The following is a 15,568-nucleotide window of genomic DNA, read 5'->3' as shown; positions in this document are numbered from 1 at the left end:
GGGGAATGAGCATGTCAAACCAAAAGGGCTTCACGCTGATCGAGCTGATGATCGCGGTGGCGATCATCGGCATCCTGGCCGGTATCGCCTATCCGAGCTATGTCGAACACGTGGTCAAGACCCGGCGTGTGGCTGCTGCCGGCTGCCTGCTGGAGAAAGTGCAGTTCATGGAGCGCTACTACACCAGTCATCCTGGAAAGGGCTACCAGGATGCCGTGGTGCCGAAGACCGCGTGTGACGATGAGATTGCAGAGCACTACACAATTGACCCGGCGGCGGATCCGACGGCGACCAGCTTCAGCTTGACGGCGACCCCCCAAGGTTCGCAGGCCACCAAGGACACCAAGTGCGGCACGCTGGGAATCAACCAATCTGGTACGCGTACGGCGAACGGGGCGACCGGGACGCTTGCGGCCCAGTGTTTCTGACGCTAGGGGGCGACTGCATGCGCTGAGCGTGTGGTGACTGAAATGAACATGGGCCGCCGGCGATGTTGCTGCGGCCCATGTTGTTTTTTTCGGTGCTGCCGTGACGGTCTGCCGCGGTGGTGAATCGCATAAAGCCAGAGTGACTTACTCGGTGTTGTGCAGTCCGCTTCCTGTGGTCAGGGGTTGTTCCTGCGTTCGAGCAACGACCTGCAAGGAGGTTCCATTGGGCCCGCCCTGCAGGTCTTCAACCGGTCAGCCCATCTTGAAGTCCACCGGGATCAGTCCGTAGGCCTGTACGGGGCGTCCACCATCAACGGCGGGTTGGAACTTCCAGCGGCGCAGTACCTGGTTGCGGGCGGCGGTGTCCAGGCTGCGGTTGCCGCTGCTGCGCTCGATCGTGACTTCCAGCGGTGAGCCGTCTTCGCCGACCAGCACGCGCAAGGTGACGGTGCCTTGTGCACCGGCCATCAATGCATCGCGTGGATATGCGGGAGCGGGGTTGCGCAGGTAACGCAATGTCACGCCTTCTAGTGGTGAGGAGGGGCCGATCGAGTCAATGGCTGGTGCGGTCGTTTCCACCGGCGCGACATCTGCCGGTGCGGTGATGACGGCTTCGGTCGCGAAGATCGGCAGCGGGGCGTTATCGACAGGCGCGGGCAACGCCGGCTGGCGAGGCGGTGAGGGCGCACGGGTGACGGGGATGGGGTCTGGACGTGGTGGCGTGGGTACTACCGGCTTCACGTCCGGAACCAGCCAACGCTCGCGCACGGTGTCGTTGCGGATGGGGGCCTGGGCCAGCGGTATCAGCAGCATGCCCAACGCCAGGGCGTGCAGGGCGATGGCGGTGCTGTAGGCGAAGATGCGGGACGGTTCGAAGTGCAACGACGTGGTGCGGGGTTGCGTGCGGACCATGTTCCACCTCCATGCGTGGGCGTGTGACATAAAACAACGCGCGATGACGCAGGTCGGGGTTGCAGGTTCCGGCCCGCGTGAGGCCAGTGCGCCAGTGAATGGGGTTGCCGACAAGCAGGGCGGGATTTGCTGGTTATCTGCTGGACAGCTTTGAAGGGGATCAGGGGTGTTGATTGCGGTGTGGAAGGAGTTCCTCTCCGTTCCTCTCTTTTGCGATGGGCAGGGGCAGCGCTGATTGTGATGGTGCGTGGGTCGATGTTGTCGCGCGCTTCCTTTGTCTGGACAAGCTGCGTGTCAGGGAAGGGGGTTGTGGTGTTGGGATTTCGCGCCAGCCGCGGCTGCGCTGAGTGCCGCTTGAAGTGCGTTGTCCGGAGTGTCTGCCTCACACGCCTGCCGGTATCGCGGCCTGCGCGGTGTCCACAAACAACAACGGCGCCTTCGGGCGCCGTTGTTGTTTCGCAAAAAGCGTTTGAATCAGCGGCCCAGTTCGAACACCACGTCCAGGTTGACCGACAGCGTGGTTTCACCGGGCGAAACCGCCGTGTCCATGGCAGCAGCCCCGGCCGACTTCATCATCATCATCGGTGCCGGACGGAAGCCACCCTGGCTGCCTTCGGAGATGCTGACGATGCGCCGCACGCGCAGGCCCAGAGACTTGGCGTAGGTCTCGGCGCGGGCCTGGGCCTTCTTCAGGGCAGCCAGACGGGCTTCGTCGTAGACCGGTTCGGGCTGGTCGATCTCGAAGCTGGGGCCGTTGATCTGGTTGGCTCCCTGTGCGGCCAGGCTGTCCAGTACCTTGCCCAGCTTGGTGATGTCACGCACCTTCAGGCTGACCGTGTTGGTGGCCTGATAGCCGGTGATCTTCGGTGCTTCGTTCTCGGCGTAGCGATACTGCGGATTCAGATTGATGCCGCTGGTCTGGATGTCGCGCTCGGCGATGCCGGCGGCCTTGATGGCGGCCATGACCTTGTCCATCTGCACCGCGTTCTCGCGCATGGCGGTATTGCCGTCCACGGCCTGGGTGACCACGCCGGCCGACAGGGTGGCGATGTCCGGCACACGGTGGGCTTCGGCCTGGGCGGAGATGTTCAGCAGCGTGGCGTCGTTGGCGACGACGGTCGGGACGGTTTGAGCGTGGGCGGTCATCGTGGCTCCCAGGGCGAGTGACAGGGACAGCAGCAGCGGGGCAAAGGCGTGATGGCAGCGCATGAGGATCCTCCTTGGATTGGATCGTGAAGTTGAAGTTCGGAGCGATGAACGGGTGGTGAGCCAACGCGGGGTTGCTGTCACATTCGCGATGCGGCGGATCATTCAGGTAGGCGGCGCAGGTTATGCTTCCGCGATGCTTTATCTTGCCTCCCGCTCCCCCCGACGAAATGAACTCCTGACCCGCCTTGGCGTGCCCTTCCGTGTCCTGGATACGGACGTGCCGGAGGTGCGTGGGGTGGGTGAGCCAGCTGAAGCCTACGTGTGCCGGGTGGCATTGGACAAGGCGCGGGCCGGATTGGCCCTGGTCGGCGATGACCCGCAGGCGGTCGTGCTGGGCTCCGATACCGAGGTGGTGCTGGGCGACCGCGTCTACGGCAAGCCGGCCGATGCGGCCGATGCGGCGGCGATGCTGGCCTCGCTGGCCGGGCGCACGCACCGGGTGATCACCGTGGTGGCGCTGGCTGCGGCGGGGCGTCATGCGCTGGAAACGGTGGCGTCCGAGGTGACCTTCGCGCCGATGAGCGCCGAACAGATTGCCGCCTACGTCGCCACCGGTGAGCCGATGGGCAAGGCCGGTGGCTATGCGATCCAAGGGGGCGCGGAGCGCTTCATCAGTCATCTGGCGGGCAGTTATTCAGGGGTAATGGGGCTGCCGTTGCAGCAGACCGCGGCGTTGCTGTCGGCGTTCACTGCGGGGGCGGCAAGCGGTTCCATGGACAAGGGGGAGTGAAGGACGTGTCCGAAGAAATCCTGGTGAACGTCACCCCGCGCGAAACCCGCGTGGCGGTGATCGAGAACGGCATGTTGCAGGAGCTGCACATCGAGCGCGGTTGGCGCCGTGGCGTGGTCGGCAACATCTACAAGGGCAAGGTGCAGCGGGTGATGCCGGGCATGCAGGCCGCGTTCGTCGAAGTAGGCCTGGAGCGCGCGGCGTTCCTGCACGCCAACGACGTGGTGCGGCCGCCGCCGGTGGCTGCTGACATCGATGAAACCGCGCCCGCGCTGCCGTTGCCGTCGTCGGTACCGATTGTCGAGTTGTTGCGTGATGGGCAGGACGTCGTGGTGCAGGTGGTCAAGGACCCGATCAGCACCAAGGGCGCGCGGCTGACCACGCAGATCAGCATTCCCTCGCGTTATCTGGTGCTGCTGCCGCAGTCGAAGATGGTCGGCGTGTCGGCGCGCATCGAGGACGAAACCGAACGTGCCCGGCTCAAATCGCTGGTCACGGAAATCTCTGCCCAGCATGGTGGCTATGGCTACATCGTGCGGACCAATGCCGAAGGCCAACCAGCCGAGGCGCTGGCAGAAGATATTTCCTATCTGTCGCGCGTGTGGAACGTGGTTGAGCGCCGTGGTCGCGACGCGGCGCCGTGCAGCATCATCTATGAAGACCTGAGCCTGCCGCTGCGCTCGGTGCGCGATTTGATCCGCAAGGACGTGGACAAGGTGAAGGTGGACTCCAAGGAGACCTTCACTCAACTCAAGGCCTTCGTCGCCAAATACATGCCGGTGCTGGACGAAAAGCTGGAGCTGTACACCGGCGACCGCCCGATCTTCGACATGTTCGGTGTGGAGGATGAAATCGTCCGAGCGTTGAACAAGCAGGTGCCGCTGAAGTCCGGTGGGTACCTGGTGATCGACCAGACCGAGGCGATGACCACCATCGACGTCAACACCGGTTCCTTCGTCGGCCAGCGCAACCTGGAAGAAACCGTGTTCCGCACCAACCTGGAGGCGGCGCAGACGGTGGCCCGGCAGCTGCGGCTGCGCAATCTGGGCGGCATCATCATCATCGACTTCATCGATATGGATGACCCCGAGCACCGCCGCCAGGTGCTGCGCACGCTGGAAAAGGCGCTGGCGCGCGACCATGCCAAGACCACGGTCTACGACTTCTCGCCGTTGGGTCTGGTGGAAATGACCCGCAAGCGTACCGTCGAAAGCCTGGAGCGGCAGTTGTCGGAGACCTGCCCGCAATGCAGCGGGCGCGGCAGCATCAAGACCACCGAAACGGTGACTTACGAAATCTTCCGCGAGATCACCCGCGCCGTGCGCCAGTTCGAGGCTGCGCGTCTGCTGGTGATCGCCTCGTCCAAGGTGGTGGCGCGCATCACCGATGAGGAATCAGCGGCGGTGGCGGAGCTCGAAGAGTTTCTTGGCAAGAGCATCCGTTTCCAGGCCGATGACCAGTACCTGCAGGAGCAGTTCGATGTCGTGCTGCTCTGATCGTCGTTCCGCTTCCGTCGTGGAGGGCGGCGTTGGCGAATGACCACGCTGTTGCACCACCGTTTGCGTCATCTCCGACGCCATGTGCTGTTCGCACTGGCGCTCGTGCTGGTGGGCGTGGCCTTGCTGGTGGGCACGCTCAGCCAGCTGTTGCCGATGGTGGAGTCGCACCCGGACAAGGTGGCTGCCTGGCTGAGTGAGCGAGCTGGCCAGCCGGTGAGCTTTGACCGGCTGGATACGCGCTGGACCCGTCGCGGCCCGTTGCTGCAGCTCGACGGCCTGCGCATTGGCAGCGACGGTGGTGTGCGCGTGGGGCAGGCCGAAGTGCTGGTTGCCCTTTACTCCGGTCTACTGCCGGGGGCGCCATTGACCGAGCTGCGCCTGCGCGGCTTGGCCCTGACCCTGCAGCGTGCCGATGATGGCCGCTGGTCGGTGCGCGGCCTGCCCAGTGCCGACAACGGTGGCGACCCGCTCGACGCGCTGCGACGGCTGGGTGAGCTGCAGGTCATTGGTGGCCAGTTGCAGGTGGCCGCACCGTCAATCGGCGTGCAGGCGCGCATCCCCCGTGTAGACGTGCGCCTACGCGTGGATGGCCAGCGCCTGCGGGTGGGGGCCAAGGGCTGGATCGACACCGCCGCGCCGCCGTTGACCGCCGTGCTGGATTTCCAGCGGGATCGCGGCGACGGCCAGGCTTGGTTGTCCGCCGAGCCGGCCGACCTCGCCGCGTGGTCGCCATTGTTGCGCTTTGCCGGCGTGCAGCTGCGCCAGGGCAAGGGTGAACTGAATGGCTGGGTGCAACTGCGCGATCATCGCGTGGTGGCCGTCACTGCCGAAGGCGAGCTCGAAGACGTGCAGCTTTCCGGCGCGCCGTTGCAGGCCGCGACGGACGCACCTTCCACCGGTTTCAGGAACCTGCAGCTGCGGGCGCGCTGGAAAACCATCGACGGCGGCTGGCGTGTGGATGCACCGCTGCTGCGTATCACCGAGAGCGGCAGCCCGCAGGTGCTCGACGGTCTGCTGCTTGCCGGGGGCAGGCACTTCGCACTGCAGGGCAAGCAGCTCGACGCTGGCCCGCTGCTGCGGGTGGCGGCGCTGAGCGAACGGTTGGCGCCTGATCTGCGCCGTTGGTTTTACCAGTCGCGACCCAAACTGCGCTTTGCCGATGTCAGCATCGTCGGTGATGCCGATGGCCCGCTGCGCGCCGATGGCGAACTGCTGGATGCCAGCTTCAATGCCGTCGGCAAGAGCCCTGGGCTGAGCGGTCTGCGTGGTCGTTTTGAAGGCGATGCGCAGGCGGTGTCGTTGCAGCTGCAACCCGATCATGAAGTGCGTTTCGACTGGCCCACCGGCTTTGGCGTGCCGCACGTACTGCGCATGTCCGGCGAACTGATCGGCTGGCGCGAGGGTGCCGGCTGGCAGGTGGGCACCCCCGCGTTGCGTGTGCAGGGCACTGACTATGCCGCCGACGTGCGCGGCAGCATGTGGTTCCAGGGCGATGGCACCCGGCCGTGGATGAACCTGGCCGCCAAGATCGACGATGTCCCGCTGACTGCCGCCAAGCGCTTCTGGGTGCGGTCGAGCATGAGCCAGGCGGCGGTGGACTGGCTGGACGCCGCGCTGGTGGACGGCACCCTGCGCGGAGCCACCGGCCTGGCCGTGGGCGACTTGGACGACTGGCCCTTCAACGACCACGACGGCCGCTTTGAGGCCGGCGGGCATATCGATGGCGGCAGCATCCGCTTCCACAAGGACTGGCCGGTGATGCGGCAGGTGGATGCGGACATCAACTTCATCGGCAACGGTTTCGAGTTGCAGGGCAGGGGCGAGCTGGCCGGAGTGAAGGTCGACCGGATGCAGGCCGGCATCGCCGACTTCCACGAATCACTGCTGCAGGTACGCGCGACCACCGCCGACGATGGCAGCCATCTGCTGGCGATGCTGAAGCAGAGCCCGTTGCAGGCCACGTATGGCGAGACGCTGGATAACCTGAGCGTGGCTGGGCCAGCTGATGTGAACTTCGACCTGCTGCTGCCATTGCGCCGCGGAGAGGGAGCTGGCCGCCTGCAGGGGACGGTGGATCTGCGTGGTGCCCGGCTGGCGGATAAGCGCTGGGATCTGCAGTTCGACAACGTGCATGGCAACGTGCGGTACGGCAGCAATGGTTTCGATGCGCCGGCCCTGCAGGTGCGCCACCAGGAACGCGATGGCGTGCTGGCGCTGCGCGCAGGTGATCCGGTCAAAAATCCCGCACATGCCTTCGAGGCAGAACTGACGGCCGCATTGGACGCCGGCAGGCTGCTGGACCGCGCCCCCGAACTGGGGTGGCTGAAGCCTTATGTACACGGGACTTCCAACTGGACGGTAGGCGTCACCCTGCCCAAGGTCGCCACCGGCAGCCGCGCCGCGCCACCGACCTTGCTCACTCTGCATTCGGACCTGCAGGGCACGCGCCTGCAGCTGCCGGCACCGTTGAACAAGCCAGCCGGCGACGCGCTGCCCACCACCGTGCAGGCGGCTTTGCCGATGGGCAGTGGTCGCATCGATGTCGCCTTCGGCAAGTTGATGGCCTTGGCCGCGCGCAGCCAGAACGGCAAGACCGGCGTTCAGGTCACGATGGGCAGCGATCGGGTCGATCATGAGCCGCCCGCCGATGGGCTGGTGGTCAATGGCCGCACGCCGTCGCTGGACGCACTGGAATGGATCAGCCTGGCGCGCGGCGGTGATACGTCGCAGGACAAGGACGGGCTGGCGCTGAAGCAGGTGGATGTACTGGCTGACCAGTTGCTGCTGATCGGCGGGCGCTTCCCGCAGACACGCCTGCGGTTGCGCCCCGGCGCCGATGCCGTGGCCGTGCAGCTGGATGGCCCGGCGCTGGCCGGCAACCTGCAGATACCGCAGGCCGACGGTGCAACCGTCAGCGGCCAGCTCGAACGCGTGCATTGGCAGGCAGCCACGGCGGCGGCGGTTGAATCCACCGACACGCCGATGGCACCGGTCGATCCGGCGAAGATTCCGCCACTGGCATTGGATATCGAAGACCTGGCGTTCGGCACGGTGAAGTTGGGCCAGACGCGCCTGCGGACCCAGCCGTTGGCCGATGGCCTGCATGTGCAGGAGCTGCAGATCCGCGCGCCCAAGCAGACCATCGATGTGCAGGGGCAATGGCGTGGCATGGCCGCGCAGGCTCGTACCGAAGCCACCGCCAGCGTACAGACCGAGGATCTGGGCGATCTGATGCAGCGATTGGGCTATGGCGGTCAGGTACGTGGTGGACAGGGACAGATGCAGTTGCAGGTGAACTGGAACGCCGCGCCGATGGCATTCAGTCTGGCCAACCTTGAGGGTGGTCTGAGCATGAATCTGCGCAATGGCCAGTTGCTGGAAGTGGAACCCGGTGCCGGTCGCGTGTTGGGCCTGTTGAGTGTGGCGCAGCTGCCACGCCGCTTGATGCTGGATTTCCGTGATCTGTTTTCCAAGGGCCTGGCCTTCAATCATGTCGATGGTGCCGTGCGCTTTGACGGCGGCATGGCCAGCACCGACAAGATCGCCATAGAGGCACCGGCGGCCAACATCACCATTCGTGGCCAGACCGACCTGCGCAGCCAGCAGTTCGACCAGACCATCGACGTCAACCCGCGCTCGGGCAACCTGCTGACCGTGGTCGGCGCGGTAGCCGGCGGCCCGGTGGGCGCGGCGGTGGGCGCGGCCGCCAACGCGGTGCTTGGCAAGCCGCTGGGCGAAATCGGCTCCAAGACCTACAAGGTCACCGGGCCATGGAAAGACCCCAAGGTGGAAGTGATCGACCGCGACAGTCCACGCACGCCGCCACCGGTAATCACGCCGGCCGCCGGCAGTCCCTGAGAAGCTGTGCGCAAGCCCTCTTCACGCGTGGGGTTGTCAGCCACAGCCTTCCTGCGCGCGCCGTGTCGCGGCGCGTGAACCATCTCTGATTCCCGCCGGCTTGCGAAGCGCAGGCCCAGCCCCCATCTGGAATGTCATGACCGACAACGCACTCACGCTCGCCGAAACCCGCCTGCTGCTGCCCGCCGGGTTGGATGCAAACCGTCTTGAACGCACCTTCGGCACCCTGTTGGGGCCGGGCATCGATTTCGGCGACCTGTACTTCCAGCATTCGCGTCGCGAGAGCTGGAGCGTGGAGGACGGCATCGTCAAGGATGGTGCCCATTCCATCGAGCAGGGCGTGGGGGTGCGCGCCATCTCCGGCGAGAAGACCGGCTTTGCCTATTCCGACGATATCCAGCCGGCGGCGCTGCTGGCTGCCGCCCAGTCGGCCCGTGCCATTTCCCGCGAGGGTGGCGCGCAGGACGTGCGCTCGCTGGTGCGCGGCAGCGGCCGTTCGCTGTATCCGGCGCTGGACCCGGTGGACGGCATCGGCAACGAAACCAAGGTCGAGGTGCTCAAGCGGCTGGACCGCTACCTGCGCGCGGCCGATCCGCGCGTGCAGCAGGTGACGGTGAGCCTGTCCGGTGGCGTGGATACGGTGTTGATCGCGCGCAGCGATGGCGTGCTGGCCGCCGATGTGCGGCCGCTGGTGCGCTTGAACGTGCAGGTGATCGTGGAGCAGAACGGACGCCGCGAGTCGGGTTATTCCGGCGGCGGCGGTCGTTACAGCTACGAAGAATTGTTTGCCGGCGACCGCCCCGAAGGCTTCGCCCGCGAGGCGTTGCGCCAGGCGCTGGTCAATCTGGAAGCGATTCCGGCTCCGGCCGGGGTGATGCCGGTGGTACTCGGCCCGGGCTGGCCCGGCGTGCTGTTGCACGAAGCGGTGGGCCATGGCCTGGAAGGCGACTTCAACCGCAAGGGCACCAGCGTCTATGCCGGGCGCGTCGGCGAGCGCGTGGCGTCGCCGGGCGTGACCATCGTCGACGACGGCACGCTCGACGGCCGCCGCGGCTCGCTCAATATCGACGACGAAGGTACGCCGACCCAGTGCACCACGCTGATCGAGGACGGCATCCTGGTCGGTTACATGCAGGACACGCTCAACGCGCGCCTGATGGGCGTGAAGCCCACCGGCAACGGCCGCCGCGAATCGTTCGCGCACATGACCATGCCGCGCATGACCAACACCTACATGCGTGCCGGCAGCCATGATCCCCAGGAGATGATCCGCTCGGTGAAGAAAGGGTTGTATGCCGTGAACTTTGGTGGCGGCCAGGTGGACATCACCAGCGGCAAGTATGTGTTCTCGGCGACCGAGGCCTACCTGATCGAAGATGGCAGGATCACTGCCCCGGTGAAGGGTGCCACCTTGATCGGCAATGGCCCGGAGACGATGCAGAAGGTGCGCATGATCGGCAACGATCTGGCGCTGGACGAAGGCGTGGGCATCTGCGGCAAGGATGGCCAGAGCGTGCCGGTCGGCGTAGGCCAGCCATCGTTGTTGATCGAGGGGATCACCGTGGGCGGCACCCAGGCCTGAACTCCAGCACGGCAACCCTCATCCGGCCCGGAGGGGAGGGTGAGGGGCACGCTCTTCGCAATGAAACAACAACCAAAGCGCAGGAGGTCGCTGTCGGCTTACAACCGCGGAATCGCGTCACTCCTGCGCTTCGTCGTCCGCTTCTTCGTCTTCATCGTCCGAGCCGACGTCAAGGCCGGCGAGCAATGGCACCAGCATCAGGTTGCGCAGCACCTGGTAGATCTCGCGGTAAGCGCGCGGCGGCTTGTTCTTGGCTTTCTCGGCCAGCGCATTGCGCACCAGCGTGCGCAGCTCCTGGCGGTCCGCTTCCGGGTGCTCGTCCAGCAGCTCGGCCAGGGCAACGTCACCTTCGGCCAGCAGCCGCTCACGCCAGCGCTCCATGCGGTGCATGATGGCCACTTCGCGACGTGAGGTTTCGCTGTTGGCATCCAGCGCGTTGCGGATGGCATCCAGGGTTTCATCCTCTTCACGCCGCATCTGCTTGGCCAGGAAGGCCAGCTGGCGCTTGCGCGCACCGTGCGAGGTGATGCGCTTGCTGTACTCAATATGTTCCAGCAGGCCTTCCGGGATCGGCAGGCGGGCCAGCTGGGCTGGCGTCAGATCCACCAGTTGTTCGCCCAGCGCCAGGATTTCCAGCGCTTCGCGCCGGTTCTGGCTGCGGCTTTCGCCTAAAAATTCACCGGTATCTTGGTCGCGTCCGCGCATCGTACTGCTACCCACTAAACTTCAGTTATTGAAAATCCGGTCACGAATGGCCGGGGTTACGCGAGGATTCGCATCGTTCGGTTCCGGCCATGTCTGACTGGAACCCTGCGAGGAACTCGCATCACATTCTTGAGTCCGGCCAAGCTGGCCGGCTCTTCGCAAAGGATCCGCACCCCGCCCGGGCAGGCTACGCCGGGCTGTGTGAAGGGGATTCGGCCAACAAGGATAAAGCATTGAACGCCATTACCACCCACACCCCCGTCACCGACGACAGCCTGCCGCGGCTGGAACAGCTGGCGGGCATCTCCCAGCGGCTGCTGGAGAAAGCCCGCGCCATGGGCGCCAGCCAGGCCGAGGTCAGCTGCAGCGAGGAACGCGGGCTGGATGTGAACGTGCGTCTGGGCGAGGTGGAGACGGTCGAGTCCACGCACGACCGCGGTATCGCCGTGACCGTGTACTTCGGCCAGCGCAAGGGCAGTGCCAGCACGGCCGACCTGCAGGAGTCCAGCCTGGAGGCCACCGTGGCCCAGGCCTGCGCCATCGCGCGCCATACCGAGGACGACCCTGCCGCCGGCCTGGCTGACGCCGATCTGATGGCCACCGAGTTCCCGGATATGGACGGCTGGCACCCGTGGGCACTGAGCGCCGATGAGGCGCTGGATCTGGCGCTCGCCTGTGAAGCGGCGGGGCGCTCGGCCGATGGCCGCATCAGCAATTCCGATGGCGCCTCGGCGGCAACCGCGCAGAGCCTGTCGGTGTATGCCAATTCGCATGGTTTCATCGGCCGCGAGCGCAGCAGCCATCATTCCATCGGCTGCGCGTTGATCGCCGGCCAGGGCGACGGCATGCAGCGCGACGGCTGGTATACCAGCGCACTGGCGCGAGAGGACCTTGACGACCCGGCACAGGTGGGCCGGATTGCCGCCGAGCGTACGGTGTCGCGCCTGCAGCCGCGTTCGCTGCCGACGGGCGAGGTGCAGGTGCTGTTCGCCGCGGAAACAGCGCGCTCACTGATCGGCCATCTGCTGGGAGCGGTCTCCGGCGGTGCGCTGTATCGCCGTGCCAGCTTCCTGCTCGACAGTGTCGACACCCGGTTGTTCCCGGACTGGTTTGCCATCGATGAAATGCCGCTGCTGCCGCGCGGCCTGCGTTCCAGCACCTTCGATGGCGAAGGCGTGGCTACGCGCAACTCGGCATTGATCACCAACGGGGTGCTGCAGCGCTACATCCTGGGCAGCTACTCGGCGCGCCGGCTCGGCTTGAAAACCACGGCCAATGCCGGCGGTGTGCACAACCTGAAAGTGGCGGCCAATGCCGGCGACCGTGCGTCCATGCTGTCGGGTATGGGCACCGGTTTGCTGGTGACCGAGCTGATGGGGCAGGGCGTCAACGGCATCACCGGTGACTACTCGCGCGGCGCGGCCGGCTTCTGGGTGGAGAACGGGCAGATCGCCTATCCGGTGGATGGCATCACCATCGCCGGCAACCTCAAGCAGATGTTTGCCGGTATCGAGGCGGTGGGTACCGACGTCGATCGGCGCTCGCATGTTTCGGTTGGCTCGATCCTGGTGGGGAAAATGACGGTTGCCGGTAACGATTGACGCGTTTTTTAATAAGTGCGGGCTATTCTTATCCCGATTTAGGCGTCATCCTTACGGCGGCTAAACCGCAACAAATCTCAACCCATAACAAGGATCTAGGGGACGCAATGAGCGACTATCAGAACAACCCACCGCCGCCGCCGGCAGGTGCCAACGCTTCGGACGACAACTCACTGGCGATGCTGGTGCATCTGTCGGGTATTTTCTTCAGCTTCATCGTTCCGTTGATCGTGTGGCTGATCAACAAGGACAAGCCGGAAAAGGCGTTCCTCAACGAGAACTCCAAGGAAGCGCTGAACTTCCAGATCACGTTGCTGATTGCTTACTTCGTGAGCGGCGTGCTGATGGTCGTGCTGATCGGCTTCCTGACCTATGCAGTGGCATGGATCGCCTGCGTGGTGTTCAGCATCCTCGCTGGCCTGGCGGCCAACAAGGGCGAGACCTATCGCTATCCGGTGACTCTGCGTCTGATCAAGTAATCAGCGCGCAGATCGCAAAAAGCCCGGGAAATCCCGGGCTTTTTTGTGGACGGATTTTGTGGGGCGGGCATCGGCCGGGCAGGTGGGTTCGGCTCAATGTGAGCGACGCACCGTCAGCTCACCCAGTGCGGCCAGCGCAACAGCGGACTCACCGAACGGAGCCAATGCCGACTGCATGGCCGAGGCCAGTTCGTCGAGCGTGGCTTTGGCGCCTTCCATGCCCAACAGCGAGGGGAAGGTGGATTTGTCCTGCGCCTGGTCCTTGCCGGCGGTCTTGCCGAGCTGTTCGGAACTGGCTTCCACATCAAGGATGTCGTCGCGTACCTGGAAGGCCAGGCCGAGCGTGTCGGCGAATGCATCCAGCCGTGCAAGTTCGTCGGTGCTGGCGTTGCCGCACAGGGCGCCCATGCACACTGCCGCGCGGATCAGCGCACCGGTCTTGAGTGCGTGCATGCGCTTGAGGTCAGCCAGCGGCTGCTGGTGGCCGGTGGCATCGATGTCCAGGGCCTGGCCACCGCACATGCCGGCCGCACCGGAGGCGCTGGCCAAGGTGCGCAGGCAGGCCAGCGCCAGTGATGCGGGCAACTCTGCCTCGGCCAGTACTTCAAAGGCGCGGGTCTGCAGGGCATCACCGGCCAGGATGGCCGTGGCTTCGTCAAAAGCGATATGCGTGGTCGGCCGGCCGCGACGCAGGTCGTCGTCGTCCATTGCCGGCAGGTCGTCGTGCACCAGCGAATAGGCATGGATCAGTTCGACCGCAACAGCCGCGGCATCCAGGCGGGAATCATCGGCGCCGAACAGATGGCCGGCGGCGTAGACCAACAAGGGCCGCATGCGCTTGCCACCGCCGAGGGCTGCGTAGCGCATGGCTTGATGCAGGCCCTTCGGGGCCGTCTCGGGATCGGGCAGGGCGCGTTGCAGTTGCTGTTCGGTGCGTTGCAGCCAGGCGGCAAACAGGGCGTCAGTCGTCATTGCCAACGCTGTCGAACGGCTCGGATTTCTCCGGCTGGGCGGGATCGGTGAGCAGGCGCACGCGCAGCTCAGCCTGCTCCAGTGCCTGCTGGCACTGGCGGTACAGGCCAACACCGCGTTCATAGGCGGCCAGCGACTGCTCCAGGCTCAGATCGCCGGCTTCCATCTTCTCTACCAGCTGTTCCAGCTCATCGAGCGACTGCTCGAAGTGGGCGACCGGCGAGGCTTCGTTGGGGGACTTCTTGGGCATGGGGGCAAGTGTGAGCGGCCAGCGGGAAAGGGTCAATTCACCGGATCTGGCGGTTGCCACAGCAGGCGCGCGTCATGTGCCTGCAACCACTGCTGCAGCGATGCGGAAATGATGCCGTCACCGGCCGCCAGCACCTCGTCGCCATCGCAGAGCAGCGGTAGGTGTGCGCGCAGCCACGGCGGCGTATCGGAGGCCTGCAGGCGGTGTTTGAGCTGGTGGGAGTGCTCACGTCCGGGCAGTTGAATGCGCTCGCCGCCGTGGCGTTGGCGCAGGCTGAGCGGTGTGTCGAACGCGGCAGCACCGAGCAATGACAAAGTCGCGCCATCGGGCAGCTGCGCCGGGTTGTGACCGTCCCACTGCGTCTGCCAGCCGGGCGGCCACTCCGGCAGACGCGTTGCCGCATGCAGATGCCCGCGCCAGCGGATGATCCGCGCCCCCCCCCAGCGGAATTCCGCCTGCTGGTCATCCGCAGCAGGCAGGACATGCTGCTGGATGCTGCGCACGCCGTTGGCTGGTAGTGGCGGTAATCCGCGTTGGCGCGCCCAACGGCGCAGCACGCGCGATTGGCGGGCGCCAGGCAGCTGTTTCAATGCGGCGATGGAGAGTGTGTTGTTTTCGCGCAAGCAGGTTTGCAGGTCGTCCTCATCCTGCCGTTCGAGCAGATTGCTGGCGTCGGCCGCCAGGCCTGCGCTGCGTGCCATCGCTGCGGCGGCCTGCGGCCAGCGTTCGCGCAGCAGCGGCAGCACTTGTAGGCGCAGGAAGTTGCGATCGAAGCTGTCGCTGTCGTTGCTGGGGTCGTCGATCCACGGCAGCTGATGATGCTGCGCATAGGCTTCCAGCGTGGCCCGGGACACAGGCAGCAACGGGCGCCACAGCTGCCCATTGCCGAACGCGCGCAGGTGGCGCATGGCGGCCAGACCGTCGATGCCCGAGCCGCGCAGCGCGCGCAGCAGGAAGGTTTCGGCCTGGTCATCCTCGTGGTGTGCCAAGGCCAACCATTCGCCGTCCTGCAGCTGGGTCTTGAAGGCGCCATGACGGGCTGCGCGCGCGGCCGCTTCCAGCCCGTCGCCACTGTCGCGGGCAACCTCGACGCGGACCACCTGCAGCGGGATGTTCCATTGCCGGCAGACATCGCGGCAGTGCAGTTCCCATGCATCCGCCTGCGATTGCAGGCCGTGATGGACATGCACCGCGCGCAGGCTGCCGGGTGCACGGGCGGGTGCGTTGGCGAGCAGGTGCAGCAGAGCGGTCGAATCCAATCCACCGCTGAAGCCGACCATCACCGGGCGGTCGATTGCAGCGTCGAGCAGGGAAGGAGGAAGCAGGTTCATGGCGGTGCCGAG

13 protein-coding genes are annotated in these 15,568 nt (G+C 65.6%); 7 read left to right on the top strand and 6 right to left on the bottom strand.

Features of this window, described 5'->3' with window-relative positions; translation table 11 throughout:
• The first annotated feature begins 5 nt into the window (after positions 1-5).
• Positions 6-428: a type IV pilin protein gene (locus tag ABB26_RS15410; RefSeq protein ID WP_275452821.1), complete on the top strand. Its 423-nt coding sequence runs from the start codon at positions 6-8 to the stop codon at positions 426-428.
• Between the two features lie 252 nt (positions 429-680).
• Here the strand turns inward: ABB26_RS15410 and ABB26_RS15405 are convergent, their stop codons facing one another.
• Positions 681-1,340 carry an energy transducer TonB gene (locus ABB26_RS15405; protein WP_057635593.1) on the bottom strand — a complete coding sequence of 220 codons (660 nt, stop codon included), beginning with the start codon at positions 1,338-1,340 and terminating at the stop codon, positions 681-683.
• Between the two features lie 474 nt (positions 1,341-1,814).
• Positions 1,815-2,549, bottom strand: coding sequence for an SIMPL domain-containing protein (locus ABB26_RS15400; protein WP_057635592.1), 735 nt, complete (start codon positions 2,547-2,549; stop codon positions 1,815-1,817).
• 133 nt (positions 2,550-2,682) lie between these two features.
• Between ABB26_RS15400 and ABB26_RS15395 the strand changes: the two genes are divergently transcribed.
• From ABB26_RS15395 to tldD, 4 genes are all read left to right on the top strand, one after another.
• Positions 2,683-3,279 carry a Maf family nucleotide pyrophosphatase gene (locus ABB26_RS15395; RefSeq protein ID WP_057635591.1) on the top strand — a complete coding sequence of 199 codons (597 nt, stop codon included), beginning with the start codon at positions 2,683-2,685 and terminating at the stop codon, positions 3,277-3,279.
• 5 nt (positions 3,280-3,284) lie between these two features.
• Complete coding sequence (gene rng, locus ABB26_RS15390) at positions 3,285-4,775, top strand: ribonuclease G (RefSeq protein WP_057635653.1); 1,491 nt, start codon at positions 3,285-3,287, stop codon at positions 4,773-4,775.
• A 39-nt stretch (positions 4,776-4,814) separates the two neighbouring features.
• On the top strand, positions 4,815-8,636 hold the full coding sequence (locus ABB26_RS15385; protein ID WP_057635590.1) for a YhdP family protein: 3,822 nt from the start codon (positions 4,815-4,817) through the stop codon (positions 8,634-8,636).
• Positions 8,637-8,772: 136 nt separating this feature from the next.
• Complete coding sequence (gene tldD, locus ABB26_RS15380) at positions 8,773-10,218, top strand: metalloprotease TldD (protein WP_057635589.1); 1,446 nt, start codon at positions 8,773-8,775, stop codon at positions 10,216-10,218.
• A gap of 117 nt (positions 10,219-10,335) precedes the next feature.
• On the opposite strand, the gene yjgA is transcribed toward tldD, so the two are convergent.
• Positions 10,336-10,923, bottom strand: a complete 588-nt coding sequence (gene yjgA / locus ABB26_RS15375) for a ribosome biogenesis factor YjgA (protein WP_057635588.1) — start codon at positions 10,921-10,923, stop codon at positions 10,336-10,338.
• A gap of 233 nt (positions 10,924-11,156) precedes the next feature.
• On the opposite strand from yjgA, the gene pmbA reads away from it, so the two are divergent.
• On the top strand, positions 11,157-12,524 hold the full coding sequence (pmbA, locus tag ABB26_RS15370; RefSeq protein WP_057635587.1) for a metalloprotease PmbA: 1,368 nt from the start codon (positions 11,157-11,159) through the stop codon (positions 12,522-12,524).
• Between the two features lie 107 nt (positions 12,525-12,631).
• Positions 12,632-13,003, top strand: coding sequence for a DUF4870 domain-containing protein (locus ABB26_RS15365; RefSeq protein WP_057635586.1), 372 nt, complete (start codon positions 12,632-12,634; stop codon positions 13,001-13,003).
• A gap of 93 nt (positions 13,004-13,096) precedes the next feature.
• Here the strand turns inward: ABB26_RS15365 and ABB26_RS15360 are convergent, their stop codons facing one another.
• From ABB26_RS15360 to tilS, 3 genes are read right to left on the bottom strand one after another with little or no spacing between them, the layout of a single operon-like run.
• Positions 13,097-13,975 carry a polyprenyl synthetase family protein gene (locus ABB26_RS15360; protein WP_057635585.1) on the bottom strand — a complete coding sequence of 293 codons (879 nt, stop codon included), beginning with the start codon at positions 13,973-13,975 and terminating at the stop codon, positions 13,097-13,099.
• Complete coding sequence (locus tag ABB26_RS15355; RefSeq protein ID WP_057635584.1) at positions 13,965-14,225, bottom strand: exodeoxyribonuclease VII small subunit; 261 nt, start codon at positions 14,223-14,225, stop codon at positions 13,965-13,967. The genes ABB26_RS15360 and ABB26_RS15355 overlap by 11 nt, the downstream gene beginning before the upstream one ends.
• A gap of 32 nt (positions 14,226-14,257) precedes the next feature.
• Positions 14,258-15,556 carry a tRNA lysidine(34) synthetase TilS gene (gene tilS, locus ABB26_RS15350; RefSeq protein WP_057635583.1) on the bottom strand — a complete coding sequence of 433 codons (1,299 nt, stop codon included), beginning with the start codon at positions 15,554-15,556 and terminating at the stop codon, positions 14,258-14,260.
• Between the last annotated feature and the right edge of the window lie 12 nt (positions 15,557-15,568).

Source organism: Stenotrophomonas humi (assembly GCF_001431415.1).
Classification (GTDB): domain Bacteria; phylum Pseudomonadota; class Gammaproteobacteria; order Xanthomonadales; family Xanthomonadaceae; genus Stenotrophomonas; species Stenotrophomonas humi.
This window is presented reverse-complemented; position numbering and strand designations above follow the sequence as displayed.

Excerpts from the sequence above, each read along its gene's own strand:
- ABB26_RS15400 (WP_057635592.1), bottom strand. The coding sequence starts at position 2,549 with ATGCGCTGCCATCACGCCTTTGCCCCGCTGCTGCTGTCCCTGTCACTC.
- ABB26_RS15360 (WP_057635585.1), bottom strand. The coding sequence starts at position 13,975 with ATGACGACTGACGCCCTGTTTGCCGCCTGGCTGCAACGCACCGAACAG.
- ABB26_RS15410 (WP_275452821.1), top strand. The coding sequence starts at position 6 with ATGAGCATGTCAAACCAAAAGGGCTTCACGCTGATCGAGCTGATGATC.
- yjgA (WP_057635588.1), bottom strand. The coding sequence starts at position 10,923 with ATGCGCGGACGCGACCAAGATACCGGTGAATTTTTAGGCGAAAGCCGC.
- ABB26_RS15405 (WP_057635593.1), bottom strand. The coding sequence starts at position 1,340 with ATGGTCCGCACGCAACCCCGCACCACGTCGTTGCACTTCGAACCGTCC.
- ABB26_RS15385 (WP_057635590.1), top strand. The coding sequence starts at position 4,815 with ATGACCACGCTGTTGCACCACCGTTTGCGTCATCTCCGACGCCATGTG.
- ABB26_RS15365 (WP_057635586.1), top strand. The coding sequence starts at position 12,632 with ATGAGCGACTATCAGAACAACCCACCGCCGCCGCCGGCAGGTGCCAAC.
- ABB26_RS15395 (WP_057635591.1), top strand. The coding sequence starts at position 2,683 with ATGCTTTATCTTGCCTCCCGCTCCCCCCGACGAAATGAACTCCTGACC.
- tldD (WP_057635589.1), top strand. The coding sequence starts at position 8,773 with ATGACCGACAACGCACTCACGCTCGCCGAAACCCGCCTGCTGCTGCCC.
- ABB26_RS15355 (WP_057635584.1), bottom strand. The coding sequence starts at position 14,225 with ATGCCCAAGAAGTCCCCCAACGAAGCCTCGCCGGTCGCCCACTTCGAG.
- tilS (WP_057635583.1), bottom strand. The coding sequence starts at position 15,556 with ATGAACCTGCTTCCTCCTTCCCTGCTCGACGCTGCAATCGACCGCCCG.